Raw genomic sequence first — 26,399 nt, forward strand, 5'->3', positions numbered from 1 at the left:
GGTCCGGCGGGGCGGCACCACCGCAGCGGCGACCCCGTGGATCGCACGGGCCGGGCGGTCGCCGGGGCGTCAGTACCTGATGCAGGCGGATCGAAGGTCGGTGTAGAAGTTCCACACGTCCAGGGAGCACTCGGGGGCGCCGAGCTGTGACGCCTTCGCGCCCATGTGCGGCAGGTGGGAGTAGGCGCCGACACCCGGACGGTTGACGTGGAGCATGCCCGCCTGGAAGTCCTGCAGCGCCTGGAACATCCGCGACGGGTTCTGCGTGAAGATGGTGCCCGACATCCCGTACTTCACCGAGTTCGAGATCCGCATGGCGTCCTCGTACCCGTCGCACGCGATGACGGAGAGCACCGGGCCGAAGACCTCCTCCTGGGCGATCTCGCTGTCCCAGGCCACGTTGGTCAGCACGGTGGGCTCCATGAAGTAGCCGGGTGTGTCCAAGGTCGCCTCCCCGCCACCGCAGGCGAGCGTGGCACCGGCTTCGACGGCCGTTCGTACGGCGGACAGGCACGCCCTCAGCCGCTCCTCGTTGACCACCGGGCCGATGTCCGCCCAGTCCTGGTCGCCGCGTCCGATCCGCATGGCGCGGACCCGCGGGACGAGGCGCCGCAGCAGCTCGTCGTGGACCGAACCGTCCACGATGACACGGCTGGTGGCGCTGCACCGCTGGCCGCTCTGGCCGAACGCGCCGTGGATCACGGCGTCCGCGGCCGCGTCGAGGTCGGCGTCGGCGAGCACGATGAGCGCGTTCTTGCCGCCCAGTTCGAGCTGCGTTCGCATCAGCCTGCTCGCGCCCGCCCGGTTGATGGCCTGCCCGACCGGCAGCGATCCGGTGAAGGAGATGCCGGCGACCCGCGGGTCGCAGACCAGTGCCTCGCCGGGGTCGCGGTCGCCCTGGACGAGGTTGAGGACGCCGGCGGGCAACCCGGCGTCGGCGAACGCCTGCACCAGCAAGGCCGAGGTCCAGGGGGTCAGCGGCGAGGGCTTCAGGACCGCCGTGCAGCCGGCGAGCAGGGCGGGGGCCACCTTCCACATCGGAATGGCGACCGGGAAGTTCCACGGGGTGATCAGACCGACAATGCCGAGCGGCCGTCGGAACGTCATGGCCAGCGTGCGGGGCTCCTCCGCCGGCGTGGTGACCCCGTTGATACGGCGGGCCTCCCCGATCGTGAAGTCCAGGATGGCCAGCGACCGGGCGACCTCACCCCTGCCCTCGGACAGGCGCTTGCCCTGTTCCCGGGTGATCGCCTCGGCGAACGTTTCGGAGCGCTCACCGATCAGACGGGCCGCGGCCGAGAGGACCTTGGCACGATCGATGGGTCCGGCCGCATCCCATTCCTGCTGGGCCGCGGCCGCCGCGTCGACGGCGGCCGTGACGTCCTTGGTGTCGGACTCCGTGAATTCGCCGATCACGTCCGAAAGGTCCGCAGGGTTGAGATTCGGTCGTGTCGTTGCGGTCCGCGACGGCAACCAGCGGCCGCCGATGTGGTTGAGCAGATGGTCAGGGATCGGCTGCGACATGGAGAACTCCGTAGGAAGAGTGATGGCCCGGGGGCCCGTGGGTGACCAGGGGTGCGGATGAGCGCCGTTCTGCCGGGTGGTGGGTGGATGTCGCCGTGCGGGGCAGCGGTGTCAGCCCATGCGCACCGCGATTCGCGGGGCCGCCCCGGTGCGGGCCGCGGCGACGGCCGCGTCGATGTCCGAGAGCGGGAAGGAATCGGGGACGAGCTGGGCGAACCGGTCCTGTACCGGGGTGCGTACGAGGAAGTTGACGGCCTCGGCCAGGTCCTCGACCGCGTAGTTGTGGCTGCCGACCACGTGGGTGAGGTTGCGGACGAAGGTGTTGGGCTCGAAGGCCACCGTCGGCCCGGGTGACACCGAGCCGACGAGTGCCACGCGCCCGTCCAACCCGACGAGGTCCAGAGCCGACTGGACGGCCTTGTGGTTGCCGGACAGTTCGAGGACGACGTCCGATCCGAACTCCCTGACCGCGGTTTCCAGTGCGCCGGGGGAGCAGACCACGGTGGCGCCGAACCCCAGTGCCAGCTCCCGCCGGGACGCGTCGACGTCGCAGGCGATGACGTGCTCGGCGCCGAGGTCGCGGGCGTAGGCGATGGCGGTGAGCCCGAGCATTCCGCAGCCGATCACGACCACGGTGTCACCGGCCGTGAGTTCGGTACGCCGGGCCGCACACACGACGGTGGCCGTGGCGCAGTTCGCGGGCGCGGCGACCTCGGCGGGGAGCGCGGCCGGCACGGTGACCAGCCCTGTGCCGGCGACGAGGTGGCAGTGGGTCGCGAGGCCGCCGTTGAGGCGCCAGTGGTCGGTGATGGCCTCGTGGCCGTACTTGCGCACACTCTCGCACTTCTGCGGGACGCCCCGGGTGCAGCGCCGGCAGGTGCCGCAGGAGGTGCCGATCGTCCAGGTGATCCGCTGCCCGGGGACCACGGGCCGGCCGTCGGCGGTGGTGACCTGGCCGCCGACCGCCTCGACGAGGCCGACGGCCTCGTGTCCCAGGACGGTCGGCAGGGGGGTGGGCCGGTCGCCGGCGATGGTGTGCAGGTCGCTGCCGCACACGGTGGCGAGTTCGACGCGGACCAGCACCTCGCCGGGCAGGAGCCGGGGCAGCGGCTGCTGCTCCACGCTGAAGCCCTTCGTCGGCCCTGACCAGATGGCCGCGGTCGGCGGGGGTGGCGTCCGGAGTGCGGGGTTCGCGGTGTTGGTTTGCGTCATGTCCGGTTCCGCCTAGCGTCGGATCGTGAGGGCGACGAGGGCGCTGCATCCGCAGGCGCCGGCCACGATGAGGAAGATGAGGCTGGTGTTGCCGGTCTGGTCCATGAGGCTGCCGATCAGCGGCTCGGCCGCGCCCGCGAAGAGGTACGCGAAGCAGTTGACCGCGCCGGTCGCCGTGCCGGCCATGCGCCGGCCGGCGATGTCGGGGCACAGCGCCCAGAAGGACGACTGCGGGCCGTAGACGAAGAACCCGGTGAGGAAGAGGACCACGATGCCGGTGGTGACGCTCAGCGGTGCGGCGTACATGGTGAGGGACATCAGGGCACCCATGACCATGAACAGGATGATCGGGCGGTCCCGGCGGGCGCCGAAGATCCGGTCGGAGATCTGACCGTTGACCAGCGCGCCCATCGCCATGCCGACGGGCAGGGCGACCGAGATCCACAGCGGGCTGATGCCGCCGCCGCCCTTCTTCCAGTTGTCGCCGAGGAAGTAGACGGGCACCCAGATCAGCAGGCCGTAGCGGGCCGCGTTCTGGAAACCGATGGCGATGCCCGCGGACCAGATCTTGGGGTTGCGCAGCACGGCCTTGTACCGCTGGAAGGACGTCTCCCCGGCGCCGGCCGCGGCCGTGCCCTGGGCCTCGTCGGTCTCCTCCGCGGTGGCGGAGGCGGGCAGGGTGACACCGGCCTGCTCGGGGCTGTCCCTGGCGACGAGGTAGAAGGTGATGCCGCCGACGAGCATCAGCAGCACGGGGGCTCGGAAGATCCACTTCCAGTTGAGGTCGAGGGTGTCGACGACGATCGTGGACGTGACGTAGGCCAGGACCGAGGCCATGCCCGCGGCGAAGGTGTAGAAGCCAAAGCTCTTGCCCCGCTCGGAGGGGCCCCACCAGTTCGAGATGACCCGGCCGCCGGAGGGCCAGCCGAGCGACTGCGCGAACCCGTTCGCGCCCCACAGGAAGGCGAACGCCCTGGGGCCGGTCGAGAAGCTGGTGCACCAGTTGAGGAGTGTGGACAGGATGGCGCCGGCGGTCATCATGCGCCGACCGCCGAACTTGTCGGCGAGATTGCCGTTGATCATCTGGCCCGCGGCGTACGACCAGAGCAGGATGCCGCTGATCCCGCCCAGGGTCGCCTTGCTCAGGCCGAGGTCCGCCTGGATGCCGGGGATCGCGAAGCCGAACGTCTGCCGGCCGGTGTAGAAGAAGAAGTAGCAGAACATCGCGGCCAGCAGCATGCGCCACTTGAGCCGGTCGTAGGTGCCCTCCTCCAGGAGTTCTGGGGTGGGGTTCCAGGATCCCGGCGGCTTGGCGTCGGGTCTGAGGTTTTCGGCATTCGACATGGTTCTCAACCGATCTGGGGGAGTGCCGGTGAGCGCCGCAGGGCACGCGGCGTGAGGTCGAGGCGGCAGCTGCCGCGGTGCCGTGGCCACTCCCGGGAGGGGTGGCCACGGGGTGTCATCGCGCGCGAGCGCTGTCGCGGTCCTCCTCGGCGACCAGCGTGGTGGCCACCCAGAAGGCGTCGTAGTTGTGGATCACGGCGGGGTCGCCGAAGGGCTCGTCGAGAAGTTCGGGCTGCGGCAGCCGGCGATTGATCAGGAACGGGATCTGGAGCTCGCCCAGCGCACCGTGGGACCTGAGCGGTGCGTCCAGCCCACTGAGGTCGTGCCAGGCGGGGAACCGGCCGAGGGCGGTGCCGGCCTCGGCGAGGACCACGATGTCGCCGATCCGATCGGCGGGCTGGGCGAAGCGGGCGGCCGCCTCCTCACGCCCGTGGACCTCCTCCACACCCCCGATGGCCCGCAGGGCCTCGATCGTGGCGGCGCGGTCGGCGCCCGCAGGGAGGTACACGCTCGCGAAGGAGCCGAGCGCACCGTGGTGCACCGTGTACGGATCGGTGATGGGAAGGATGACCCGCAGTCCCTCGGCATCGGCGCCCTCGGGGACGCCCAGGATCCGTCGGACCTCCTCCTCGACGTAGACGACCTGGGCGCGGCCCTGGGCGTCGGTCTTGGCGCTCATGCCGTGGTCGGCGGTGAGCACGACGGTCGCTCCGAGCTCCGCCAACCGCCCGGCGTAGTGGTCGATCTTCTCGTAGAGGTCGTTGGCGGCCGGTGTGCCGGGTGCGTTCTTGTGCTGGATGTAATCCGTCAGTGACAGATACATCAGGTCCGCGCCGCGGGTTTCGAGGATCCGCACACCGGCGGCCAGGGCGAACTCGCTGAGGTCGGCCGAGTAGACGTTCGGCAGCGGCTTTCCGACCAGGGCCAGGACATCGTCGATGCCGTTGTCCCCGACGGTGGCCTGGTCCGCCTTCTCCGCGGAGAAGCAGATACCCCGGCGTGAGGGGGCGACGAACTCACCGGATCCGTCGAGCGAGGGGCCCTCCTCGACGAGGCCGGCGCCGAGCAGCCTGCGCAGCTTGTCCTTCGCGGTGACCACGACGACGTCCAGACCCGCCTCGTTCGCCGCGGCCAGGATCGTGGGCGCGCGCAGGAACCGCTTGTCGTTCATCAGCACCTCCGCACCGAGCCCGGTGTCGAAGATGTAGTTCCCGCTGATGCCGTGTACGGCCGGCGGCCGCCCGGTGGCGATGGACACGTTGTTCGGATTGGTGAGAGCGGGCATCGCGCAGTGCGCCGGCCAGGAGCTTCCCTCGCCGTCGAGAACCTTGCTCAGCCAGGGCATCCGCCCGGCCGCCATCGCCTCGACATGGTAGTCCGGCTCGCTGCCGTCGATGCAGATCACCACGACAGGATTGGCGGGCCTGGCGTATGTCCTGCCGTTGACGGTGAACGTCCCTGATGTCACAGCAGCTCCTCGGTGCGATAAGTGTTTGTCATCTGCGTGCAACACGAGGGTGGTACCGGGGGCGGCCGGCAGGAACCCCCGATCCGGTTATCCCCTCCATAAACCGGCGGGGCGGGCTTGTACCGCATCCGGCGACGGAGTTCGAGATCTCTGCACCAACAATCCGCGCGCCGACGATTTCGCGGATCCGGACGGCCCGTGAACAGCGGGTTCGTACGCTCCGGTTATGGGCCGTATCAGCACATCGCACCTTGTCGCGCCGCCCGCGCACGACGACCATCGGAACGCGAGGTCCGCCGCCGACCGGGAAGCGCCCCAGCTGTCCCGGTCCGTGGGACGGACGGCCGATCCGCCGACCCGCGCGCGGCCCGCGCCCCGCACGCAATCCCAGGACTACACAGAGGCAAGGTGGTCATGGCTGTCACCCGCTCTCCTGCCACCCGGGCCCGGCCGCTGTGCCGAGGCACCGCATGAGTGCCGCCGTCGTGGGCGCACCCACCGTCCGTGCCGGGAGGAGCGTCCCGGAGGTCGTCGTGCCGGGGGTACCGCGGCAGAGGGCGGCGGCCGGCCCGAGCGTCATCGCTCTGGACATCGGCGTGGGCTTCATCAGCGGGGCCGTCATGACCGCCGACGGCCGGGTACGGGAATCCGAGCGCTGGTACACCAGGCCGGACAGGGGGCCGGATGCCGTTGTCGACACCGTGCTCGGCTGTGCGGCCCACCTCGTGGACCTGGCCGCCCGCCGGGGGACGGCGGCGGCCGCCGCCGGCATCGCGGTCCTCGGGTCCGTCGACCGCGGTGCGGGCACCGTGTCGTCCGTCGAACTGGGGTGGGTCGATCTGCCGCTGCGTTCCTGGCTGGAGGAACACCTCGAGGTGCCGGTCGCGCTCGGGCACGCGGGGCACGCGGGCGCTGTGGCCGAGAGCCGTCTGGGGGCCGGCCGTGGCTGTGCCGCATTCGCCTTCGTGACGTCGCGAGACCCGCTCGTGGTTGCGGTGGTGCGCGGGGGCCGGCCGGCGGAGGAGGTGACCTTCAGCGCCGCGTGGAGCCCGCAAGGGTCGGGGACAGGGGCGCTTCGAAGCGAGGACGCCGGAGTGCTCGCAGGAATGATCACGGCGGCCGGGGCGGAGCGGGTGGTGATCGGTGGGTCGGGGCCCCCGGTTGGCGCCGCGCTTGTGCAGATGTTCGGCAACGCCCTCGACCGGGTCACGGAAGGGGGGCGGCGGCCCGAGGTCGTCGCGGGTGAACTGGGCTGCCGAGCGGCCTCCCTGGGTGTCGCCATGATGGCCCAGGAGCTGGCCGACGGGTGCTGACCGCGGTCGGCGGGTCGTGGTCGGCGGGCCGCCCGGACGGACATCCTGGGAGGTTTCTCCTGGTTGAGTGTGCGACGACCCTTGCGTCGGTGTCGGAATCCACGCTCCAATGGGTCTTGCGCGGATTCCGTGTCCGATATCCCTTCTGCGTCCGGGTGGCCTCCTGGGTCGAGGGACGGCCCGAGGGTGGAGGTGCGCAGCATGGTGACCCTGCACCAGCTGGAAGTTCTCGTAAGGGTGATCGAGTCCAAGGGATTCTCGGGTGCCGCCAAGTCGCTGTTCACCAGCCAGCCGGCGGTGTCGAACCACATCCGGAACCTGGAGGGTTCCTTCGGTGTCCCGCTTGTCCACCGGACCAGCCACGGTGCCCGTCCCACCCCGGCCGGGGAGATCGTCGTGGAGCATGCCCGCCGGATCTTCGAGATCCTGGACGATCTCGAACGGGCTGTCGCCGAATGCCGTGGCCCGGATGCCGGGCGGCTGGTTCTGGCGGGCACCAGCACGCTGGGTACCTACCTTCTGCCTCATCTCCTCACCGAGTTCGCCGCGCGGGCTCCCAAGGTCGCCTGCCAGATCAGGGTGGGGAACGCGGATGCCGTCGAGTCATGGCTGGTGCGCGGCGAGGTCGCGCTCGGCCTGTGCGCCGGTCCGCCGCGCGATGACCAGCTCGTTGCCCAGGGGATGTTCGAGGAGGCCATGGTGCTCGTGGCCGCCCCGAACTCGCCCCTCGCCGGGCGGTCGCTGATCCCGGCCGACCTGGCCGGACAGAGGTTTCTGATGCGCGAGAGCGGATCCGCGACCAGGCGGCTCCAGGAGTCCGCGCTGCGGACGTGGGGCCTGGAGCGCGCCGAGCAGTGGGACATGTGGGGACTGGACACCCTGAAGCAGGCCGCCTGTCAGGGTCTGGGCATGACGGTGGTCTCCGAACACGTCATCCGCCAGGAGAGCGATTCCGGGCGGCTCGCCACACTCACCGTCGTGCCGGCGCCGCCCCACCGCACCATCTCCCTGGTGAGGCGCGCCGACCGAGTCCTCACCCCGCCGGAGGAGGCGTTCGTCGCCCTGGCCAGAGCCTTCCCGCAGTGGCCCGCGTAACGGCGCAGGCGGCGGAGCCGGTGGGTGACGCCCGCGGGTCGCAAGCCCGAGAACGGCCTTGTGCGTCCTGCCGGCAGAGCGCGGTTACGGCGACGACATCGACGAGTACACCAACGACCTCTACTGCCGGAACTGGCTCCACGAGGCGTGGCTCCTGCTGGACGAACACCTCGTCCTGGCGACGATGTACGCGGCCGGCTACCTGGACGGATCGGCCGACCCCTGGGGCAACGAGGACCCGGGCGACGAGCCCGGCCGGGGGCCGGACGCTCGGTGCCCGGGAACAGCGCATCGAGGAGATGTAGCCGGCTGCGCCGGTGCTACCCCAGCTGGTCGCGGCGGCGGGTCAGGTAGGCGATCTCGGCGGTGTTGCCCGCCAGGTCGATGGCCCGGTCGTAGGCCGCGCGGGCCTGCCGGTCGTGGCCCAGGCGCCGCAGCAGGTCGGCGCGCGTCGCGTGGAAGGCGTGGTAGTCGGCCAGCTGGTCCGCGAGGCGGTCGACGGTCGCGAGCGCCACCTGGGGGCCGTCGAGTTCGGCGACCGCGATGGCGCGGTTGAGCGCGACGATCGGGGAGGGGTCGAGGCGGGCGAGCCGGTCGTAGAGGGCGACGACCTGCGACCAGTCGGTGTCGCGCACCTCGCGGGCGGAGGTGTGCACGGCGTTGATCGCGGCGAGGAGCTGGTAGCGGCCCGGAGCCGCGCCGGCGGCCAGGCGCTCGCGCACCAGCCGGTGGCCCTCGGCGATCAGCGCCGCGTCCCAGGCCGTCCGGTCCTGCTCACCGAGGGCGATCAGTTCGCCGTCCGGCGAGACCCGGGCGGTACGGCGGGCCTCGATCAGGAGCATCAGCGCCAGCAGCCCGGCCGCCTCGCCGTCGGCCGGCAGGAGGGCACGGATCAGGCGGGTGAGCCGGATCGCCTCGGCGGTCAGGTCCTGGCGTACGGGATCGGTGCCGGGGCCGGTTGCCAGGTATCCCTCGTTGAAGACGAGGTAGAGCACGGCCAGCACGCCGGACACGCGGGCCGGGAGATCCTGCGCGGACGGCAGCCGGTAGGGGATGCGAGCCGCCTTGATCTTGGCCTTCGCGCGGGTGATCCGCCGGCCCATGGCGGTCTCCTGCACCAGGAAGGCACGGGCGATCTCGGGCACGGTCAGTCCGCCGACCATCCGCAGCGTCAGCGCCACCCGGTTCTCCATCGCCAGCGCCGGGTGACAGCAGGTGAAGATCAGCCGTAGCCGCTCGTCGTCGACGGCGCCGAGCGGCTCGGGCGGCGCGTCGTCGTACAACAGCCGGGCCTCCTGCTGCTTGCCGCCGCGCTTGCTCTCGCGCCGGAGCCGGTCGATGGCTTTGCGGGTGGCGGTGGTGGTCAGCCAGGCGCCGGGGTTGGGCGGTACGCCGTCGACCGGCCACCGCTCGACGGCGGTCGCGAACGCCTCGGCCGCGGCCTCCTCGGCGATGTCGAGGTCGCCGAAGCGTCCGGTCAGGGCGGCGACCACCCGGGCCCACTCCTCGCGGTGGGCCCGGGCGATCGCCGCCGTGGCGTCGATCCCGCTCACAGGAACGGCCGCACCTCGACCTTCCGGTTGCAGGCCTTCGACCCCTCGGCCGCCAGTGCGAGCGCCACATCGAGGTCGGCGGCCTCCAGGATCCAGAAGCCGATGAGGAACTCCTTGGACTCCACGAAGGGCCCGTCGGTGAGCAACGCCTCCGCGCCGCGGTTGTCGATCACGGTGGCCGTGTCGGGCCCGCCGAGGCCGCCGGCGAAGACCCAGTGGCCGTCGGCCTGGAGCCGTTCGTTGAACACGTCGATCGCGGCCTCCTCGTCCGGGGTGGCGAGGTCGGTCGAGTCGGTGATCACGGAAACCAGGTACTGCATCGCGCACCATCTCCTGCACTCGGGGACGCCCCTCGTGGGCGACCGCTCACCCGTACGACGAACGGCTCCGCCCCGGTCCGACACCTCCGCCCGGATTTTCTCGCCCCCGGTCGCCCCGGATCCGTAGTCGCTCCGCCACCCGCACAGCTTCGCGGATACGCGCCGCCCGACGCGGTACGCCGGTCGGCGCGTCATCACCACAGGACCCAGGACACGGGACCCAGGGGCTCAGGAGGTCGGTGCGGCGGCGAAGGGAGCGCTCCAGGTCTGGTTGGGCTGGTAGCTGCCGCAGGCGTAGGTGGCGACGGCGGCGTTGACGTTGTTCAGGGCTCCTCCCGCGATGTCGGCACACAGGCCGTTGGCCTTGAGCTGGCCGGCGCGGTTGTAGCTCCAGATCTGCTTGGCGTCGCCGCCGGCGCAGGTGCGCAGCTTGAGGCCGGTGGTCTCGCCCGAGAGGCACAGGGTGCTGTCGGCCAGCGAGGTGACCTGGCCGTTGGTCTGCCGCTGCCACTGCTGGTTGCCGTTGCCGGTGCAGCCGTACAGCCCGACGGTGGCGCCGTTGGTGGCTCCGCCGTAGGCGTCGAGGCAGTAGGCGGCCTGCTGGAAGCCGGGCTGGGCGGCCTGGATCTGGCCGACCGGGACGGCGGCGCCGCAGCCGCCGGGGGCGATGGTGAACATCGCGTTGTCGTGGGCGCCGATGGTGGCGGTGACGGACCCGGTCACCGTGCTGGTGGCGTGGCTCCACAGGTCCTTGGCGGTGCGTGCGCAGGTGAGGTTGGCGAAGCCCACCCGCGCCAGGTCCAGGGTGTAACTGGTGGCGGTGGAGTTCTTGTTGAGGACGACCACGGCCCGCGAGCCGTCGGAGAGCGGTTTGACGACCACGTCGACGCCGGAGCCGCTGGTGGTGCCCTGCCGGGAGGCGAGGTAGCCGCCGGCGGTGGTGTCCTGGTCCACGGCGATGATGTCGGCGTTCTTGAGGATGTCCAGCTGCGGCGCGTAGGTGGTCGGGTCGGCGGCCATCTTCCGCACGTCGGAGCTGATCATCAGCGGGGAGCCCATGGCCGACCAGAGGGCGAACTGGCTGCGCTGCTCGGCCAGGGTCAGCTGGTTGTTGTCGCCGATCAGGAGCATGTCGGCGTCGTTGTGGTTGCCGGAGCCGTTGTACCGGGCCAGCGCGACGGTGTCGGCGAAGTTCTGCAGCACCCCGCCCTCGTAGTAGTCACCGCCGTGCGGCCAGTCCCAGGCGGAGGCGACCGGGTTGGTGTTGTGCCACACCGCGATGTCCGGGCTGACCCGCCACATCTGGCCGAGCCCGCGGACCCATTCCATCGTCTGGTACTTGGCGCTGCTGTCGGGGCCGACGCCCGCGGGTGCGGACTCGTTGAAGAGGATCTTGCGCGGGTTGCCGGCGGTGGCGGTGTTCAGGGCGTTCGCCGTCGCGGTGAACTCCTGCTGACGATTGCTCAGGGTGGTGCCGCAGTTGTCCAGCTTGAGGGAGTCGATCCCCCAGTACGCCAGGGAGTTGGCGTCGGCCTGCTCGTGCCCCATGACACCACCGGGCACGCCCTGGCAGGTGTTCACGCCGGAGGTGCTGTAGAGGCCGGCCTGCATCCCCTGGCTGTGGACGTAGGCGGCGTAGTCGGTGAGCTCCCAGTCGAAGCCGGGCTGGCTGCTGCCGCTCCAGGCCGCGGCGCCGTGCAGGTAGCCGGCGCCGGTGCGCTGCATCCAGCAGTCGTCGACGGTGAGGTTGGTGTAGCCGGCCGCCACCAGGCCGGTGTCCTTCATCGCCTTGGCCTGGTCCTGCATGAACTGCTGGAACGAGTAGCCCGTCCTGGTGCCGTCGAGCCTGGCCTGGGCGGCGCAGGTGAAGCGGGCCCAGTTGTTGAAGCCCATCATCGGCTTACCGCCGATGGCGGTGCTGGTGTTGGCGGCGACGGTGTCGGCCGCGGCGTCGGTGGGGGCGGTGGCGGCCAGGCCGGCGGCGATGACGGCCGCCGATCCGAGTCCGACCAGGCGCTGGTGCCATCTCATGCGATGCTCCAAGCATGGGGGAGAGTGAAGTAATCTGCTCGAAGTCAGGGGTGTCCGAGCAGCTTCGAGCAAACCGTGGCAGTTGGCGCGCGGGGGAGTCAAGGGCTGGAGCGGTGCGAACTTCCGTGCCCCGGGGCCGAGTCGGCACCCGATGCCCACGACGCCCCCGGCAACGCCCTGCACATCGAGGTCGACGACGGCAGCCGCGCCCCCAAGAGCGTTGCCTGGACGGCCAGTTGTGCGCCGGATGAGCACGGTCGCGGCAGCGGCATCGTCGCCCGACTCGCCACCGCCCACGGTCACCGCCGAGAGAGCCACGGCGCGACCAACTGGGCGGACCTGTGAACCACCGGCACATCGGCGAGGCCGAGGGCGCCGAGGCCGGGGCCGCTCGCCCCCGCCGAACCGCACACCGCCGCCCGGCAGTTCACCGAAGCCACCGCCACCTACACGGCCCTCGGCGCCATCGCCGCGCGCTGCCAGCAGGCCCTGCGTGAACTCGGCCTCGACCGCCCCGCCCCCCGCGGGCGGCGCAGCTACGGCGACCAACTCTCCCCCACGGCCGTCGACAACTCCTGAGGCCCGGGCATGAGTCGCTGCCTGCCGGGCGCTGGGCGTCCGGCAGGCGGCGGGCAGGGCCGGTCAGGGGGCGACGGCCATGGCGAAGATGTGCTGCGCCGTGCCGGAGGTGCCGGTGCCGGCGGGGAGGGTGACCGAGGTGAGCTGCTTTCCGGCCGGCAGCGCCACCTTGGTGAGCCACAGCGAGGCGGTGTGGCCGTAGGCGGGGGTGCTGGCGTCGTTGTAGGGGGCGTCGTGCTGGTTCTGGTACGAGACCTGCCTGACCAGGGTGTTGCCGTTGGTGGCGGTGGTGTTCCACCAGTCGGTCAGGGCGAGGGTGAAGGCCTGCGAGCTGCCGTCGGAGAAGCGGAGGGTGCCCTGGGCGGAGGGGGCGTTGCTGGTGGCGAAGCCGACGATCCCGAGGGTGGAGCCGGTACCGCCGACGGCGACGGTCTGGCCGGTGGCGTGGATGTTGTCGGGGGTGCCGTAGCGGCCGGGGTGCCAGGTGAAGGTGACCCCGCCGGCGGTGACCCGCTGACCGGGGGCCAGGCCGCCGGCCTCCAGGGCGTTGCCCGAGAAGGTGCGGCCGCTGAGGGTGGCGGAGGCCAGGCCGCCCGCGGTGGCGTTGTTGTCCGCGGTGACCCCGATCTCGTTGTAGAGGCTGGTGATCGGCAGGGCCTCGTCGGCGGCGGCGCCGTTGTAGGCACCGCGGTTGGGGGCGCCGGTGGCGGAGACGGGATTGCCGAAGAAGTCCTGACCGCCGTTGTTCGCCACCACGGCGCCGCTGCCCAGGGCGGGTGAGCCCGACCTGAGCCGCAGACCCGCGGTGGCCGGGTCACCGGTGAGCTTCGGGTCGGTGGTGACGGCGTGGGCGTCCCCGGCGGGCGCGGCGATGCCGCCGTAGTAGACGTTGGAGTCGAGGACGACGCCGCTGCCCGTGGCGAAGGAGCCGGAGGGGGCCACGAAGATGTTGTTCTTCATGACCTTGTTGTTGCCGATCGTGTCGACGATGGGCCGGGACGGGCAGTAGAAGGTGTTGTTGTAGATGTAGTGCGTCCCGGGGGTGCCGCTGCTGAGCACCAGACGGCAGTCGTCGAGGGCGACGTTGTAGCGCAGGACGACGTCGGTGCTGCTCGTTCCGGCGCTGCCCGGGTCAAAGACGCAGCCGGACACGCAGTTGAGGTAGAACCCGCCGGCGTTTCCGTAGGAGTAGTTGTACTGGTACGTACAGGTGCCGGTGACGCTGATGTCGCAGTCCCAGGCTGTGGCGTCGAAGGTGGAGGGCTTGCTGCCGCCGACGGTGTTGTACTGGAACGTGGGGTTGCTGCTGTTGTAGGGCCACATTCCCGCGAAGTTGCCCGCGACGAAGGGGTAGTTGCCGAGCCCGAGGTCGGTGGCGGTGTTGTGCTCCACCAGCGGCGAGGCCGAGTTGTGCACGACGATGCCGTCGCCGCCGGCCCGGTCGATGGTGTTGCGGGCGATGTACACGGCGGTGTGTTTGGTGCTGGTGTCGCCGGCGAGCTTGATGCCGCCGCCGCCGGTGTCGTGGATGTCGTTGTCGGTGATGGTGATGCCGTCGAAGTGGCCGCTGCCGCCGACCACCTTCACGACGATGCCGGCGGAGGCCGAGAACCAGGAGGCGTTGGCGCCGGTCTTGTCGCCCCACCCGGAGGTGTCGGACACTTCCAGGCCGGTGATGACGATGCCGGCCTTGTGGGCGCTGCCGGTGGACTCCACCAGCACACCGTCGCGCAGGGCGCGGTCGCTCGCGGTGTTCCTGATGTGCAGATTGCTGATGGTCCAGTAGGACTGGTCGACCAGGTGCACGGCGGAGGTGGCACCGGCCCCGTCGACCACCGGCGCGGCGCCGCCTCCGTAGGAGGTGATGGTGGCCGGCTGGCCGGAGGCGCCGGACCCCTTGGGTTGCAGGGTGCCGGTGCAGGTGGTGCCGGTCTTGAGGCCGAGCGTGTCGCCGGGGCCGAAGACGTGCGCGTTGGCGCTGCTCAGGGAGTTCCACGGGCTGGCCTGGGTGCCGGCGCCGGCGGAGCCGGCCGAGCAGTCGAGGAAGTACGCCGTGCCGGTGGCGGAGGCGGTGGTGCCGGTGGCGAGGACCAGGCCGGCGACCAGGGCAGCGGTGCCGAGCAGGCTGGTCGTGGTGCGTCCGAGGATTTTCATCGGGGGGCCTTTCCACAGATGGGTGGGGGTGAGCGCAGTGCTCCGATACCGAGGAATGCGGCCGTTTCCATGCAGACTCGGGGCGGTCGTCCGATATCGGGGACGCCGGCCGGAGCTGGGTACCGGACATCGTGGGTCGGCCGCGGATCAGAGTCAAGAGCAATGGATCAAATGATCAAATGATCGAGAGGTTCCAGAGGGTTTGACGGAGGGCAGGGCCGGTCTTCCTGGCTTGCCGGACGGGCGAGTGGGCCGCAGGTCGACGGCATGGGGCGGGTGGCCGTGCTGGATCGGATCGTATCAATCGTCGGGATATCGATCAGATGATCTGCGGGCGTCGCGCAGCGGGGTGAGGTCATGCCGGGGCAGGCAGAGTACGCGCAGGCCACCGATGCCGGTGAGCACGCGGGCGAGCCGGCGAAGGCCCGGCCGCGGCGCGGTGGAGGGATAGCCGTTGTCGAGGTAGAGGGCTGGGGCGGGCAGGCCCAGCCGGGCGGCGAAACCGCGCAGCGCCTCGCAGTGGCGCTTCAACTCCGAGCAGCTGTACGGGTAGTACCGCAGGTAGCCGGCCGGTGGCGGAGTTGCGTCAAGGGCAGGGGCGGGCATGTCGATCGTCCTTGTCCGGTGAGTACGGCGGACCCGGGGCGGCGAGCTGGGCGAGCTCCCGGGCACGATCGAACGGCGCCGGCGGAGGTCACGGACCCGCGGCGGAACATGCCGTGCGTACGGGACTGCGCCGTAGTCGGATGCGCGGCGGCGCCGTCCGGCGCCCCGCCCTGGTGCGGGATTGTGGGCTCCGCGCTTCGATGGGCGCTGGGTCCTGTGGGAATGCGAGCTTCCACGCCCGATGGGCACTGATTCTGTCGATACCGCGTGGGCAATCGGCGCGCTCTGACAGCGGCAGCATTCGTCGGGCCGGGCTTGGCCGAGCATCGCGGATGGTCAGGCTGAGGTGTCGGATGCTCCACGGCGCTTCGACCGCCGGTAGAGGACGGCGGCTGAGGCAATGGCGGCCAGGACTGCGGCGATTGTTGCGGCGAGCGGGCCGGCGGCCTGGAGGTGGGCAGTCGGCGCCTGCGGTGCGTCGGTTGTGGTGGGGGCGGTCGTGGTGGGGGCGGACGCTGGCGGTGGGGGAGCCAGCGGGGTGATGCTGGCGGAGGCGGTGCTCGCGACGGCGGGGGCGTCTGTTCCCGGCGGGGTGGTGGCCTGGCTTGCGGAGGACGGGGGTGGGGTGGACGGAGCGGCGGTGGGGGACGGGGTGGGAGAGGCTTTCGCAGCGGTGACCTCGAAGGGGGCGACGGTGTTGTCCTGGCCCGCGTTCAGGGTGCAGGGGACGTCGACCCGGCCGGGCCCGGCCAGGTTGCCGTCGGCGTCCTTGGGCACGAGGTGGAGGGTGAAGTTGCCGGCGGTCACGCGCCCGGTGCCGGAGCGGGTGAAGGAGAGCCGGGGCGCGTTGCCGGTGGCGGGGATCTCGAAGGCGCCGGAGGCGGGAACGGGGGTGCGGGTGATGGCGAGGTGGACGGGGACGGCGGTCTCGCCCTGCGGGGCGAGGACGCGGGTCTCGGCGTCGACCGAGCCCTCGATGGTGCGCACCCCGAGGACGTAGCGCAGGCCGAGGGTGAAGGCCGCTTCGACGGTGGCGGCCGCCTGGATGGCGAAGGCGGGGCTGGACTCGCCGGCCGGCAGGGTGGCCGGGATGTCGGCGGAGATCCTGGCAGTGACGGCCTGTCCGCCGATGGTCGGGAAGACGCAGGTGTAGTGGAGGGTGGGGGCGGCGGGCCGGGCGGCCGCGGGGGCGGCGGCGAGGGTGCCGACGAGGGCGGTGGCGGTCGCGGCGACGGCTGCGCGCCGTGTGCGCCTGCTCGGGCGGTGCGTACGGGGTTCGGCGCTCATCGTGTCCCTTCCGTCGAGTGGTCGTGGCGGTGCTGTTCGCGGCCGTGGCGCCGTTGGTGGCTGCGGCTCAGGTGGCTCTGGATCCGGGCGTGGCGGAACTGGTAGACCGCGCCGACCTGGCGGAGCACGCCGCGCTGGTGGGCGTCGTCCAGGAAGGCGATCAGCGCCCAGGGCAGTTGCCCCGTGAGCGGCAGCCAGATGCGGGCCAGTGCCACCCACTGGCCCCAGGCGGTCAGGCTCAGTCCGTAGCTGAGCCCCGCGCCGAACGCGGCCTCCAGCCCGAACACCAGGCCGACTTCGAAGCCGCGCAGCGGCCCGTACACGAGGCCGTTGAGCAGGCCGACACCGATGCCGAGGACGAGTGCCCAGGTGATCATGTGGAAGACGACGTTGCGGCGCTCGATGTGCAGCAGGTCGGCAGGGCTGACGACGGATTCGGTGCGCACCGGGGCCTCGAACAGGGCGATCAGACCGAAGACCAGCCCGGTCGCGAGGGCGATCGGCGGAATGAACAGCAGTCCGGCCGCGAGGTCGGCGCCCTGTCCGTCGGCGAGTCCGATCGGGGCCACCAGGCCCTCGTCGACCAGGATGAGCAGCGCCATGCCGACTGCTCCGCAGCCCAGGCCGATCAGGAACCGGATGAGGGCGTTGCGGCGGGTGCGCCGGGTGCCGGCGCTCAGCCGCAGCCGGACGGGGGAGGGCCGGAGGGCGGCGCGGGCGCGGGCGTGCCAGTAGACGAGGCCGAACAGCGCCCCGGCGACGGAGCCGTGCAGGAGGCCGACCAGCAGGCCGCGGACGACGGCGAACCGGAGGCTGTGCGAGGTGGCGACCAGGTCGACCGGCAGGTTGCCGACCGCGGTGGTGACGCCGAAGGCGAGGCCGGCCAGGAAGGCGACGATCAGGGTGCGCGGGGTGCGGCCCATGCTGGTGCCGATCTCCCACCAGGCGAGGTCCTGCTGTTCGCGGTCGAGCCGGGCCAGGTGGCGGGCGAGGTGCCCGAGCCAGTGTTCGGCCCGCTCGGCGTCCCAAGTACGGTGCCGCCGAGAGCTGTTGTCGGTCCGTTCGGCGGGGCGGGGCCGGTAGACGGAGGGGACGAAGCCGGCCAGCAGGTGTTCCTCGATCGCGTCCGGGGTGGGGAAGCGCGCGGTGTCGAGGAGTTCGCCCGGTCGGCGTTCGGGGTGGTCGCTGTACATGGTGCGGGCGAGGGCGATCATCAGCGGGGTGCGTAGCGCGATGGCGATGTTGGTGCGGCCGGTGTTCTCCGCCGTCCGGGCGGGGTCGAGGACGGCTTCCCAGGTCGTGTCCTGCCCGTCGGTGCCGGCGGGTTTGGGGAAGGTCGGGTCGGTCCGGGGCAGGTAGTCGCGCAGGTCGGCGAGGTCGAGGTCGCGGAGTTCGAGGACGGCGGCGGCGGCCAGCGGGGCGTGGGCGGTCCGGACGGCGGCGGTGAACTCGGTGTGCCGGCTGGTCAGGACGAGCGGCAGCGGGGAGAGGTTGAGCGCTTCGAGGGCCGGGGCGCGCAGGCCTTCGGCGAGTTCGTCGAACCCGTCCAGGACCGGCAGCACGAGGTCGTCGTCCAGCAGGTCGGCGGCCAGGGTCTTGCCGCTGGGGACGCGCCGGGCCAGGTGCGGGTAGTCGCGCAGCAGCAGGCCGATCAGCCAGTCGCGGAGGGTGACGCCGGTCGGGTCCCAGGAGCCGAGGCTGAAGATCACCGGCACCCGGTCCGCGCGGGTCCGGGCGTCCAGCAGGTCGAGGGCGAAGCGGACCGCCAGGATGGACTTGCCGGAGCCGGCCCGGCCGAGGACCACCAGCCGCCCGGACGGTATTCGCCCGTAGACCTCGGCGACCCGCCGCAGGTCGCCGCTGAGGTCCGGTGCGGTGCGGGTCTCGCCGGGGGCCAGCAGGTGGGCGTTCGCCGACTGGTCGGCCACCCCCGCCGACACGTGCTGCCAGCGCACCGGCAGCGCGAACGGGTGGTGGACCCGGTGCTGGGCCTCCTCGCGCCGCCAGCGCCGCCGGCTCTCGCGGGCCAGCTCCTCGGCGGCGTCGGCGAGCGGGCCGTGGTCCCGGGGCGGCGGCGGTGGTGGTTCCGGTGGGAGGGCCGGGGCTTCCGGCACGGCCTGGACGGTGCCGCCGCCGAGGGCGCTCAACCGCCGGCGGTCCTCTGGGGCGGCGTCGAGCGCCTCCGCGATGCGGTGGATGGTGCCGAGCCGGTGGTCGAAGGTCCGGTCGGTCTCGATCCGGCGGACGGTGCTCTCGCCGAGCCCTGCCCGCTCGGCGAGCTGGAACTGCGTCAGACCGGCCTGTTTGCGTAACTGGCGCACCACGCCTCCAAGCGTCTCCGCCACGCCCCGCCCCTCCCCTGGGTTCCGCATGCAGGGGCGAGCCTACCGCTGACGACCGGTCACCTATGACCGGTGCTGTGACCTGTGCACTCGCCCGGCACGACGCCAGTATCGGCGGTGCGGACAACCGGTTCCACGGCCCCGTGGCGCACCCCGTCACGAGGCCCTGGCCCACACCCGTCCGCGACACCGGTTGCGTGAACTTGAGAGAGGCGGTGTTTGCGATGGCGGAGGCGAGGGGCGTCCTGCTGCCGGCCTACGTGGTGGCCGACGAGTCGGGCTCGATGGCGCCGTACCAGCGGGAGCTGGGGGAGGGGGTGGCGTCGCTGTGCGAGGGGCTGCGGGCGGAGCCGATGGTCGCGGCCAAGCTCCGGCTGGCCGTGCTGGGCTTCTCCGACGATGTCCAGGTCCGGCTCGCGGTGGCCGACATGCGCACCGAGACCGCGGTGCCCCGGCTGGTGATCCGGGGGGTGACCAACTACCGGGCCGTCTTCGAGGACCTGCTGCGGCGGATACCCGGCGACGTGAAGTGGCTGCGCGGCGAGGGCTACCGGGTGCACCGCCCGGTGGTCTTCCTGCTCAGCGACGGCCAGCCCACCGACGGCTCGTCCTGGCACGCGCCGCACGCCGAGCTGACCGACCGGGACCGCACGCCGACCGCGCCGAACATCATCGCCTGCGGTCTCGGCGACGCCCGGGCGCAGACCATGGTCGACGTCGCCACCCGTCCCGAGTTCGCCTTCCTCGCCAAGTCCGGCACGGACGTCGGCCGGGCGATCTCGGAGTTCTTCCACTCGCTCACCATGAGCCTGGTCGCCTCCGGACACGCCCTGAACTCGGCCGACCCGCAGCTGGTGGTGAACCGGCCCGACCAGTTCACCATGGCCATCGACGAGGTCGGCCGGTGACGCCCGCCCGCCGGGGCGACCCGGACCCCGCGCCGCCGGCGACGCTTCCGAAGCCCGCCGGGCCGCCCCCGGCGACCGGGCCGGACCCGGTGCCGTGGCGGCGGATCACGGTGGACGTGCCGGGCCTGGAGTTCGAGGCCCGGCCGCCCAGCCAGTACGCCTTCGACTTCCCCGACAGCGAGTGCGAGGGCTGGTCCACCGACCGGCTCACCCTGCGGTTCGCCTCGGTGCGCGGCGCCAAGCACCGCTACTACCGGCAGCCCCGCCAGGACGCGGCCCGCGCCGCCGTGCACGAGGCCACCGGGAGCGTCGTCTTCGCGGTCGCCGACGGGGTGTCCAGCGCCACCGAGTCCCACCAGGGCGCGCTGGAGGCCTGCCGGGCCGCCGTCGAACGCATCCTGCACCTGCTCGACCGGGGCGCGGAGCGGCTCGACGGCGCCGACGTCGCGGCCCACGCCGCGGAACGGCTGCGTGAACTGGCGCGGTGGCGGCTCGGCACCGCCGCGCCGCAGCCGGCCGAGGTGACCCGCTTGTACGCGACCACCCTGGTGGCGGGGGCGGTCCGTGCCGCGGGCGACGCCCTGGAAGTCGAAGTGTTCCGGATCGGCGACTCCGGGGCGTGGCTCCTGGACCGGGCCGGCGGCGGCTATCGCCCGCTGTTCGGTGGCAAGGCCGTGCCGGGCACGCCGTTGGTCGGCAACGAGGTCTCCCCGCTCCCCCTGGTCCCCGACCGTCCGGAGACCGCCGTCGGACGGCTGGCCGAGCCGTGGACGCTGCTGGTCGGCACCGACGGGTTCGGCGACCCGCTCGGCGAGGGAGACGGCCGGGTCGGAGAACTGTTCGCCAGTCAACTAGCCTCGGCCCCGCCGCCGTTGTGGCTCGCCCACGTACTGGACTTCACCCGGGAGACCTTCGACGACGACCGCACCCTGCTGGCGGTCTGGCCCCGGGCCGAGGGACACGGGTGAGCGCGGGGTCGGCCGCCCCGGTCGAGTTCGCCGCGCTGACCCTGGACGGGGAACTCGGCCGAGGGGGTCAGGGATCGGTCCACCGGGTGCGCAACAAGCGCATCAACGAGTCGGCGGCCGACGGCGGTTGGGAGGTCGTCCACAAGGAGTACACCCCCGCGGTGCTGCCGCGGGTGGACACCGCCGCGCTGGCCGCCGCGGTCGCGCTGCCCGCGCGGCTGACCGGCGAACAGGCGCGGTGGCTGTGCGAGAAGACCGCCTGGCCCGCCGCCGTGGTCCAACGCGGCGGACAGACCTGCGGGTTCCTGATGCGGGCCGTCCCCGACCGCTTCCACTTCACGCTCCGGACCCTGGCGAGCGGCAACCAGGGCCCGCCCCGGCTCGCCACCCTGGAGTACCTCCTCAACGAAGACGCCTACGTCGCCGGAATCGGACTGACCGTCACCGACCGGGACCGGCTCCTGCTGCTCGCCGACCTGGCGACCACCCTCGACCGGCTGCACGGCTTCGGCGTCGCCGTCGGCGACCTCTCGCCGAAGAACCTCCTCTTCGCCCTCGCACCGCAGCCCGAGTGCTTCCTCATCGACTGCGACGCGGCCCGCACCGACGGCGCGACGGTGCTGCCGCAGGCCGAGACCCCGGACTGGCACGTCCCCGCGGGCGAGGAACGAGCGACCCGGCACAGCGACACCTACAAGCTCGCCCTGCTCGCCGTCCGCCTCTTCGCCCGCCACCAGAACACGACCGACCCCGCCGCGCTGGCGGCCATCGACCCGGCCCTCGGCGCCCTGGCCCGCGCCTCGCTCGAAACAGACCCGGCCGCCCGGCCGACGCCCGCCGCCTGGGCCGAGCAACTGGCCTCCGCTTCCGGGAAATTGAAGCCCGACCCCGGGCCGAAAGCCGCCGGGGGAACGAAACCGGGCGGGCGCTCGCAGCAGAAGCCGCCGACCGGGTCGGTTACCTCGCGGCCGCACGTCAACAGCAGGTCAGGTTCGGCGGGCGCGGCAGCGGGCAGGGCGGCGGCCGGGGTCGGCAAGGTACTCGCCGCCGTGGCCGCCATCGTGGCAGTGCTGCTGTACGCGGCCCACCCCGACGATCCCCAACCCGCCGGCAGCTACCAGCCGCCTTCCGTCGGCAGCTCGTACCGGCCCCCGCAACCCGATCCGACCATCAGCAGCACCCGCCCGAGGACCCCGACACCGACCCCGACACCCACGCCCACGCCCACCCCGACGCCCACCCCGAGCCCGAGTCCGACCGATCCGGTCGCCACCGCTGGCGTCGGCGACTGTTTTCTCGTCACCGGGACCACCGATCACCCCGATCTCACCCCGACCACCTGCACCACCGGGACGTTCGAGGTCGTCCGGACCAACGAGGGCAGCACCGACCTGGACGGCTGCGCCAACGTGCCCGGCAACGACGAGAGCGTCAGCTCCAAGCGCTACTCGCGGGTCCTGTGCCTCAGCTACCAGAGCCCGGGCGGGGACTCCTACCACGCCCGGCAGGGCGACTGCGTCTTCGGGCCGAACGGCGCGGGCCCGTGGTCGCTGCAGTCCTGCCAAACCGGCGCCTTCAAGGTCCTCGCCGTCTACTACGGCACCGGCGACCACTCCAAGTGCGACAGCTGGCCCCACTACAACCAGTGGCGGACCGCCTCCGGCCCCCAGGGCGCCGACCGGGACGTCCTGCAGTGCCTGTCCATGGTGTTCCCCGACGACGCGGGCTACGCCACCGTCCGCGAATGCCTGTCCAAGTCGGGCTCCACCTTCACCAACGTCGGCAGCTGCGACCGCTCCAACGTCTACGTCACCGGACGCACCAGTACGCCGAACTACCCCGCGTTCTGCGGACAGGACGCCTCCGTCTACTGGCGCTCCAACGAGTTCCCCGACGTCGGCTACACCGTCTGCTGGCGCTGGCGCTGACCCGCCGCGCGGCGAGCGATCCACCATCCCACCGACACAGTCCGAGGACCTGACATGGCATACCGCTACCGGTGCGGCGAGTGCGGCTTCAAGACCTCCTGGGGCCCCGAGTCCCAGGGCGAGCGGGCGCAGATCGCGCACTACGCCGGCCGACACCCCGGCCTCCACCCCGGCGGAACGGTCGAGACCAACACCAAGAACCCGGACGGCGGCGGCTGCCTCGGCTGCCTCGGCGCCCTCGCCGTGCTGTTCCTGCTGTTCGTCCTCGCCGCCGCGTGCGGCCGATGAACGGCACCGCCCCGAACACCGCGACCAGGAGGACGTCATGACGAAGCACTACCGGAACCAGGACCCGGCCGCACCGGCCCCGCCCACCTGGCAGCAGACACCACGCGCGGTGCCGCCCCAGCTCGGCCGCAGCGGCCCGGCTGCGGCACCGGCTCCGAGCCGGCCTGCGCCCGCCACCCCGTCTGCTGCGGCGCCGTCGGTGCCCGGACAGCCGGGTGCCGGGCCGGGCACGCAGCCGGCAACGGCGGGGCGGGGAACGCGCCGGGGAACCGGGGTCCGTCACTGGCAGCTGCTGGTGGCCGCAGTGGTGCCCTGCCTGGGGCTGACCGGTATCGGATGGTGGGTGTGGCCGCAGCAGCCCACAGGTCTTCCACCACACGTCGCTGCTGGGACGGTTCAGGCGGACCTCCTCAGCGCCGACAGCGTCAGCCGGCTTGCCGGAACGACAGTGGTCGCCGGACCGCAGTCGGACCGGCCCCACACCGCGCTGAACGTGGCGCCGTCGGACTGCGCCATCGCGGCGGGGCCGACGACGCAGTCGGTCTTCGGGCAGGGGTGGAAGGCGTTCCTCTCGGCGACCTACCAAGACGCCGGGGGTACGGGCGCCTACACCGTGAACCAGACGTTCGGGGTCTTCCCGGACACCGACACGGCCGGCACCGCCTTCCAAAGGCTCACCGACGGTCTCTCCACGTGCCCGTCCGCCACGGTCGCCAACCAGAGCGGCCGCAGCTCGAAATGGGCCTACACGGCGCGCCCCGCTGCAGAGAACGCACTGGTGTGGGCCGCGGCGCAGGAAGGAGCCGCCGGCTGGGCCTGCGTCCACCAGGCGAGAGTGAAGGGCGCAACCCTGGTCCAGGTCGCCGTCTGCCAGGAGGGCGACGGCACGTCGACCGCCTCGAAGATCACCGACGAGCTCGCTGGGAAGGTGACCGGATGACCGCGCCCGCGCGCATGGCGGCTGCGCGCCGCCGGCGGACGTTGCCCCGCGTCGTCCACCTCGTACTGGTGGCCCTCCTGGCACCGATTGTCGCGATCGGAGCGCAGACGATTGCGGCGACCGCTGCTGTGGCGGTGACGGCGCAGGCGGGCACGCTCGCCCCCGTTCCGCTGGTGGCGCCCCGGGGCTTCGAGGCCGCCCTGGCGACCCTGCTGGTGGAGGTCGAGGACGCCAACCGACAAGCGGCGCAGCTGGCGCAGCAGGAGAAGGACGTGGTCGCCGAGGCGGAGCGGATCACGAAGGAGTCCGCCGCCATCCGCGACAGCAAGGCAGCCCTCAACGCCAGGGTCGCCGCGATGAACCAGGAGATCAGCAGCCACAACGAGCACGCGAAGGCCGTGGACGACGAGATCGCCGCCCACAACGCCAGGCAGCACACGTTCCAGATGCCCGCGGAGGCACGCGAAGCCGCCGCCTTCAACGACGAAGCACGCCAACTGGAGGCCAGGAGGAACCAGGAAAACGCCGTGGAGGACAAGATCCAGGGCGAGGAGAGCCAGATCCGGCAGGAGGCGTCCCAGGTCGATGCCAGGTCCTCCCAGCTCGACGCCGCCTCCAAAGCCAACGACTCGAAGGCCTCCGATCTCAAGACGAAGAAACAGCAGCTCCAATCCCGGGGCCAGCAACTGCTCGCGCAGATGGCGCAGGCGATCCAGAGCTTCGCCTCCGTTCCGTCGAACCCCGCAGCGGCCATGGACCAGGGCGGTGACGCGCCCGCTCCGCCTCCACAAACCGGCAACCGGCTCGCCGGCCAGGACCAGGACACCGGCGACAGCCCCTACCGCCGGCCCCGGACTGCCGCACTGACGCAGTACGCCAAGCAACACGACACCACCGTCGACACCCGCCCGGGCACGGCGTACCTGACGCCCGACGCCGTCCGGCGGCTCTCCCCCGCGCAGGCAGCCACCCTCGGCAGCCCGGCCGTCACCTACGACGGGCTGGCCCGCAAGCCCAACGGCCACTACACGGCGCTACGGCTACAAGCGCCCACCGCAGCCGCGGTCCCGGCACCAGAGGTCTTCGCATCCGGAGGGCTCGTCGCGTACCGCAACGGCGAACAGCTCCCCATCGACGGGATCACGACAATCCAGGAAGCAGCCGCCTCCTCGGAGTCCCCACCGAGCGCCGATCCGCAGGCAGGAGACGAGCGTCCGGACCCCGAAGACTGCCGACGCGCCGGCAAGGGATGGGTCGACTACGGCAAGCGCGACAGCGCGAACGGGAACCGGGCGACACAGATGAACGCCTGCCTCGACCAGGACTACCTCGACACGCACGAGGGCAGCAGTGTCCAACAGGACCCCCGCCCGCCCGGGTACAACTGGGCCAGGAATTACAGCCGCTACCTGGGAAATGGCGATCCGCGGTATTGGATCAACAACTGCCACCTGCTCGCCAACCGGCTGAGTGGGAGCGGCACCGACCTGGACAACCTCGCCACCTGTTCCAGGGCGGCGAACGCCGCCCCTGGCACGCCCAAGGACCCAGGGATGACTCCGCACATGGAGGACCTTGAGCGCGAGGTCTTCAACGCGATCACCAAGGAGGACCAGGTGGTCCGCTATACGGTGACACCGCACTACGCCGGGAACAGGACAGTCCCGTACGAGTTCGTGATCACCGCCCGAGGGGTCTACCGCGACGGAACTCGGGGAATCGACAAGGAGAGCGTCCTGATTGAGAACAAGATATGGAGTAGCAAGAACAGTCAGTGGTACAACCTCGGGCGTGTATTCGATGACCGCATGAAGCCGGTGAGCCCCGTTCCGACGGGCCCGACAGATTAGTGGAGAGAAGCATGACGGCAAGCGATGCGCTCGAACGTCTACTGCGGGTTCTCCCCCCATCGCCGGCCAGCGCGGCCGGGGCGGCACTGGACCTGCAGGGGGTCGCGGAGGCCGAGGCCGCGTTGGGGGTCCGGTTGCCGCCGGACTACCTGGACTTCCTCGCGGTCTACGGCGCCGGGTCGCTTGACGACTTCCTGCTGATCGCGGCTCCGGCAGAAGCGACCGGCCATCGGTACAGCACCAGTTTGATGGAAACCACCGAGGCGTTCCGCCGGGCCGCCGTCCAGTCGCACGTCGCCGAAGTGGTGGGTGACGCCGAGGCGTATATCCAATGGGGCCTGGACGACGGCGCTGTCTCCTATCTGTGGCGGGTCGAGGGCGAGTCGAGCGCCGAGTGGCCGGTGTGCGTGTACGAGGAGGGAGAAATGACGGTCCTGCCCTACGGCATTGTTGAATTCCTGGCCAGAGCCTGTACGGGAGGTCTTCCCCGCAAACTGCAATGCAGGTTCGACAGCAATAGCCACGAATTCCTGCACTGGCAGGACCAGTACCGCCGCGACGTCGAGCAGTACGGTTCCGGGTCATACATCGGGGGCTGAGCGACTCGCGCGCGCTCCGCCGGGGCATGGTCCATTCAGGACACGCCCTCGGAGGTGTGCCAGCTAGTGGTGCCGAAGCGAGCGGGATGA

The 26,399-nt window shown here is 71.7% G+C and carries 21 protein-coding genes; 10 read left to right on the forward strand and 11 right to left on the reverse strand.

The window, feature by feature from the left end; translation table 11 throughout:
* Positions 1-69: 69 nt before the first annotated feature.
* The 4 genes from AB0K43_RS23170 to phnA all read right to left on the reverse strand — a co-directional run bounded on the left by AB0K43_RS23170 (position 70) and on the right by phnA (position 5,548).
* Complete coding sequence (locus AB0K43_RS23170; protein ID WP_363642684.1) at positions 70-1,524, reverse strand: aldehyde dehydrogenase family protein; 1,455 nt, start codon at positions 1,522-1,524, stop codon at positions 70-72.
* 111 nt (positions 1,525-1,635) lie between these two features.
* Complete coding sequence (locus AB0K43_RS23175; protein WP_363642686.1) at positions 1,636-2,736, reverse strand: zinc-binding dehydrogenase; 1,101 nt, start codon at positions 2,734-2,736, stop codon at positions 1,636-1,638.
* A gap of 12 nt (positions 2,737-2,748) precedes the next feature.
* A complete protein-coding gene (locus tag AB0K43_RS23180; RefSeq protein ID WP_363642688.1) occupies positions 2,749-4,080 on the reverse strand; it encodes an MFS transporter in 1,332 nt (443 codons plus the stop codon).
* Between the two features lie 115 nt (positions 4,081-4,195).
* Positions 4,196-5,548, reverse strand: a complete 1,353-nt coding sequence (gene phnA / locus AB0K43_RS23185; RefSeq protein ID WP_363642690.1) for a phosphonoacetate hydrolase — start codon at positions 5,546-5,548, stop codon at positions 4,196-4,198.
* 470 nt (positions 5,549-6,018) lie between these two features.
* Between phnA and AB0K43_RS23190 the strand changes: the two genes are divergently transcribed.
* A complete protein-coding gene (locus AB0K43_RS23190) occupies positions 6,019-6,861 on the forward strand; it encodes an ROK family protein (RefSeq protein ID WP_363642692.1) in 843 nt (280 codons plus the stop codon).
* Between the two features lie 201 nt (positions 6,862-7,062).
* On the forward strand, positions 7,063-7,956 hold the full coding sequence (locus AB0K43_RS23195; protein ID WP_363642694.1) for a LysR family transcriptional regulator: 894 nt from the start codon (positions 7,063-7,065) through the stop codon (positions 7,954-7,956).
* A gap of 320 nt (positions 7,957-8,276) precedes the next feature.
* Here the strand turns inward: AB0K43_RS23195 and AB0K43_RS23200 are convergent, their stop codons facing one another.
* The 3 genes from AB0K43_RS23200 to AB0K43_RS23210 all read right to left on the reverse strand — a co-directional run bounded on the left by AB0K43_RS23200 (position 8,277) and on the right by AB0K43_RS23210 (position 11,860).
* Entirely contained in the window at positions 8,277-9,509 is a 1,233-nt protein-coding gene (locus AB0K43_RS23200; protein ID WP_363642696.1) for a DUF6596 domain-containing protein, read from the reverse strand.
* Positions 9,506-9,829: a YciI family protein gene (locus AB0K43_RS23205; protein ID WP_363642698.1), complete on the reverse strand. Its 324-nt coding sequence runs from the start codon at positions 9,827-9,829 to the stop codon at positions 9,506-9,508. The genes AB0K43_RS23200 and AB0K43_RS23205 overlap by 4 nt, the downstream gene beginning before the upstream one ends.
* A gap of 228 nt (positions 9,830-10,057) precedes the next feature.
* The gene (locus AB0K43_RS23210; protein WP_363642700.1) at positions 10,058-11,860 is read right to left on the reverse strand and encodes a ricin-type beta-trefoil lectin domain protein; all 1,803 of its coding nucleotides are present in this window, start codon (positions 11,858-11,860) and stop codon (positions 10,058-10,060) included.
* A 75-nt stretch (positions 11,861-11,935) separates the two neighbouring features.
* Here AB0K43_RS23210 and AB0K43_RS23215 point away from each other — a divergent pair, with 75 nt between their 5' ends.
* Entirely contained in the window at positions 11,936-12,205 is a 270-nt protein-coding gene (locus AB0K43_RS23215; RefSeq protein ID WP_363642702.1) for a hypothetical protein, read from the forward strand.
* Between the two features lie 297 nt (positions 12,206-12,502).
* Here AB0K43_RS23215 and AB0K43_RS23220 read toward each other — a convergent pair whose 3' ends face one another.
* From AB0K43_RS23220 to AB0K43_RS23235, 4 genes are all read right to left on the reverse strand, one after another.
* Positions 12,503-14,593 (reverse strand): right-handed parallel beta-helix repeat-containing protein, encoded by a 2,091-nt coding sequence (locus tag AB0K43_RS23220; protein WP_363642704.1) that lies wholly within the window; start codon positions 14,591-14,593, stop codon positions 12,503-12,505.
* A gap of 300 nt (positions 14,594-14,893) precedes the next feature.
* Complete coding sequence (locus AB0K43_RS23225) at positions 14,894-15,199, reverse strand: hypothetical protein (protein ID WP_363642706.1); 306 nt, start codon at positions 15,197-15,199, stop codon at positions 14,894-14,896.
* 336 nt (positions 15,200-15,535) lie between these two features.
* Positions 15,536-16,486: a DUF6801 domain-containing protein gene (locus AB0K43_RS23230; RefSeq protein ID WP_363642708.1), complete on the reverse strand. Its 951-nt coding sequence runs from the start codon at positions 16,484-16,486 to the stop codon at positions 15,536-15,538.
* Complete coding sequence (locus AB0K43_RS23235; protein WP_363642710.1) at positions 16,483-18,831, reverse strand: helix-turn-helix transcriptional regulator; 2,349 nt, start codon at positions 18,829-18,831, stop codon at positions 16,483-16,485. The genes AB0K43_RS23230 and AB0K43_RS23235 overlap by 4 nt, the downstream gene beginning before the upstream one ends.
* Before the next feature lie 221 nt (positions 18,832-19,052).
* On the opposite strand from AB0K43_RS23235, the gene AB0K43_RS23240 reads away from it, so the two are divergent.
* Genes AB0K43_RS23240 through AB0K43_RS23270 form a run of 7 tightly spaced genes read left to right on the forward strand, consistent with a single transcriptional unit; the run spans position 19,053 to position 26,309 of the window.
* Positions 19,053-19,736 carry a hypothetical protein gene (locus tag AB0K43_RS23240; protein ID WP_363642712.1) on the forward strand — a complete coding sequence of 228 codons (684 nt, stop codon included), beginning with the start codon at positions 19,053-19,055 and terminating at the stop codon, positions 19,734-19,736.
* Positions 19,733-20,704 (forward strand): protein phosphatase 2C domain-containing protein, encoded by a 972-nt coding sequence (locus tag AB0K43_RS23245; RefSeq protein ID WP_363642714.1) that lies wholly within the window; start codon positions 19,733-19,735, stop codon positions 20,702-20,704. Before AB0K43_RS23240 ends, AB0K43_RS23245 begins: the two co-directional genes overlap by 4 nt.
* Positions 20,701-22,632: a hypothetical protein gene (locus AB0K43_RS23250; RefSeq protein WP_363642716.1), complete on the forward strand. Its 1,932-nt coding sequence runs from the start codon at positions 20,701-20,703 to the stop codon at positions 22,630-22,632. The genes AB0K43_RS23245 and AB0K43_RS23250 overlap by 4 nt, the downstream gene beginning before the upstream one ends.
* Before the next feature lie 54 nt (positions 22,633-22,686).
* Positions 22,687-22,920, forward strand: coding sequence for a hypothetical protein (locus tag AB0K43_RS23255; RefSeq protein ID WP_363642718.1), 234 nt, complete (start codon positions 22,687-22,689; stop codon positions 22,918-22,920).
* Positions 22,921-22,957: 37 nt separating this feature from the next.
* Positions 22,958-23,860, forward strand: a complete 903-nt coding sequence (locus tag AB0K43_RS23260; RefSeq protein ID WP_363642720.1) for a sensor domain-containing protein — start codon at positions 22,958-22,960, stop codon at positions 23,858-23,860.
* Positions 23,857-25,710 carry a DNA/RNA non-specific endonuclease gene (locus tag AB0K43_RS23265; RefSeq protein ID WP_363642722.1) on the forward strand — a complete coding sequence of 618 codons (1,854 nt, stop codon included), beginning with the start codon at positions 23,857-23,859 and terminating at the stop codon, positions 25,708-25,710. The genes AB0K43_RS23260 and AB0K43_RS23265 overlap by 4 nt, the downstream gene beginning before the upstream one ends.
* 11 nt (positions 25,711-25,721) lie before the next feature.
* Positions 25,722-26,309 carry an SMI1/KNR4 family protein gene (locus AB0K43_RS23270; RefSeq protein WP_363642724.1) on the forward strand — a complete coding sequence of 196 codons (588 nt, stop codon included), beginning with the start codon at positions 25,722-25,724 and terminating at the stop codon, positions 26,307-26,309.
* The last annotated feature ends 90 nt before the right edge of the window (positions 26,310-26,399 follow it).

The sequence above is a fragment of the Kitasatospora sp. NPDC049258 genome (assembly GCF_040678895.1).
In the GTDB taxonomy this organism is placed as follows: domain Bacteria; phylum Actinomycetota; class Actinomycetes; order Streptomycetales; family Streptomycetaceae; genus Kitasatospora.

What these genes read in the sequence shown, in the direction of transcription:
- AB0K43_RS23170 (WP_363642684.1), bottom strand. Translation starts at nt 1,524, where the DNA reads ATGTCGCAGCCGATCCCTGACCATCTGCTCAACCACATCGGCGGCCGC.
- AB0K43_RS23175 (WP_363642686.1), bottom strand. Translation starts at nt 2,736, where the DNA reads ATGACGCAAACCAACACCGCGAACCCCGCACTCCGGACGCCACCCCCG.
- AB0K43_RS23180 (WP_363642688.1), bottom strand. Translation starts at nt 4,080, where the DNA reads ATGTCGAATGCCGAAAACCTCAGACCCGACGCCAAGCCGCCGGGATCC.
- AB0K43_RS23190 (WP_363642692.1), top strand. Translation starts at nt 6,019, where the DNA reads ATGAGTGCCGCCGTCGTGGGCGCACCCACCGTCCGTGCCGGGAGGAGC.
- AB0K43_RS23195 (WP_363642694.1), top strand. Translation starts at nt 7,063, where the DNA reads ATGGTGACCCTGCACCAGCTGGAAGTTCTCGTAAGGGTGATCGAGTCC.
- AB0K43_RS23205 (WP_363642698.1), bottom strand. Translation starts at nt 9,829, where the DNA reads ATGCAGTACCTGGTTTCCGTGATCACCGACTCGACCGACCTCGCCACC.
- AB0K43_RS23210 (WP_363642700.1), bottom strand. Translation starts at nt 11,860, where the DNA reads ATGAGATGGCACCAGCGCCTGGTCGGACTCGGATCGGCGGCCGTCATC.
- AB0K43_RS23220 (WP_363642704.1), bottom strand. Translation starts at nt 14,593, where the DNA reads ATGAAAATCCTCGGACGCACCACGACCAGCCTGCTCGGCACCGCTGCC.
- AB0K43_RS23225 (WP_363642706.1), bottom strand. Translation starts at nt 15,199, where the DNA reads ATGCCCGCCCCTGCCCTTGACGCAACTCCGCCACCGGCCGGCTACCTG.
- AB0K43_RS23230 (WP_363642708.1), bottom strand. Translation starts at nt 16,486, where the DNA reads ATGAGCGCCGAACCCCGTACGCACCGCCCGAGCAGGCGCACACGGCGC.
- AB0K43_RS23240 (WP_363642712.1), top strand. Translation starts at nt 19,053, where the DNA reads ATGGCGGAGGCGAGGGGCGTCCTGCTGCCGGCCTACGTGGTGGCCGAC.
- AB0K43_RS23255 (WP_363642718.1), top strand. Translation starts at nt 22,687, where the DNA reads ATGGCATACCGCTACCGGTGCGGCGAGTGCGGCTTCAAGACCTCCTGG.
- AB0K43_RS23260 (WP_363642720.1), top strand. Translation starts at nt 22,958, where the DNA reads ATGACGAAGCACTACCGGAACCAGGACCCGGCCGCACCGGCCCCGCCC.
- AB0K43_RS23265 (WP_363642722.1), top strand. Translation starts at nt 23,857, where the DNA reads ATGACCGCGCCCGCGCGCATGGCGGCTGCGCGCCGCCGGCGGACGTTG.
- AB0K43_RS23270 (WP_363642724.1), top strand. Translation starts at nt 25,722, where the DNA reads ATGACGGCAAGCGATGCGCTCGAACGTCTACTGCGGGTTCTCCCCCCA.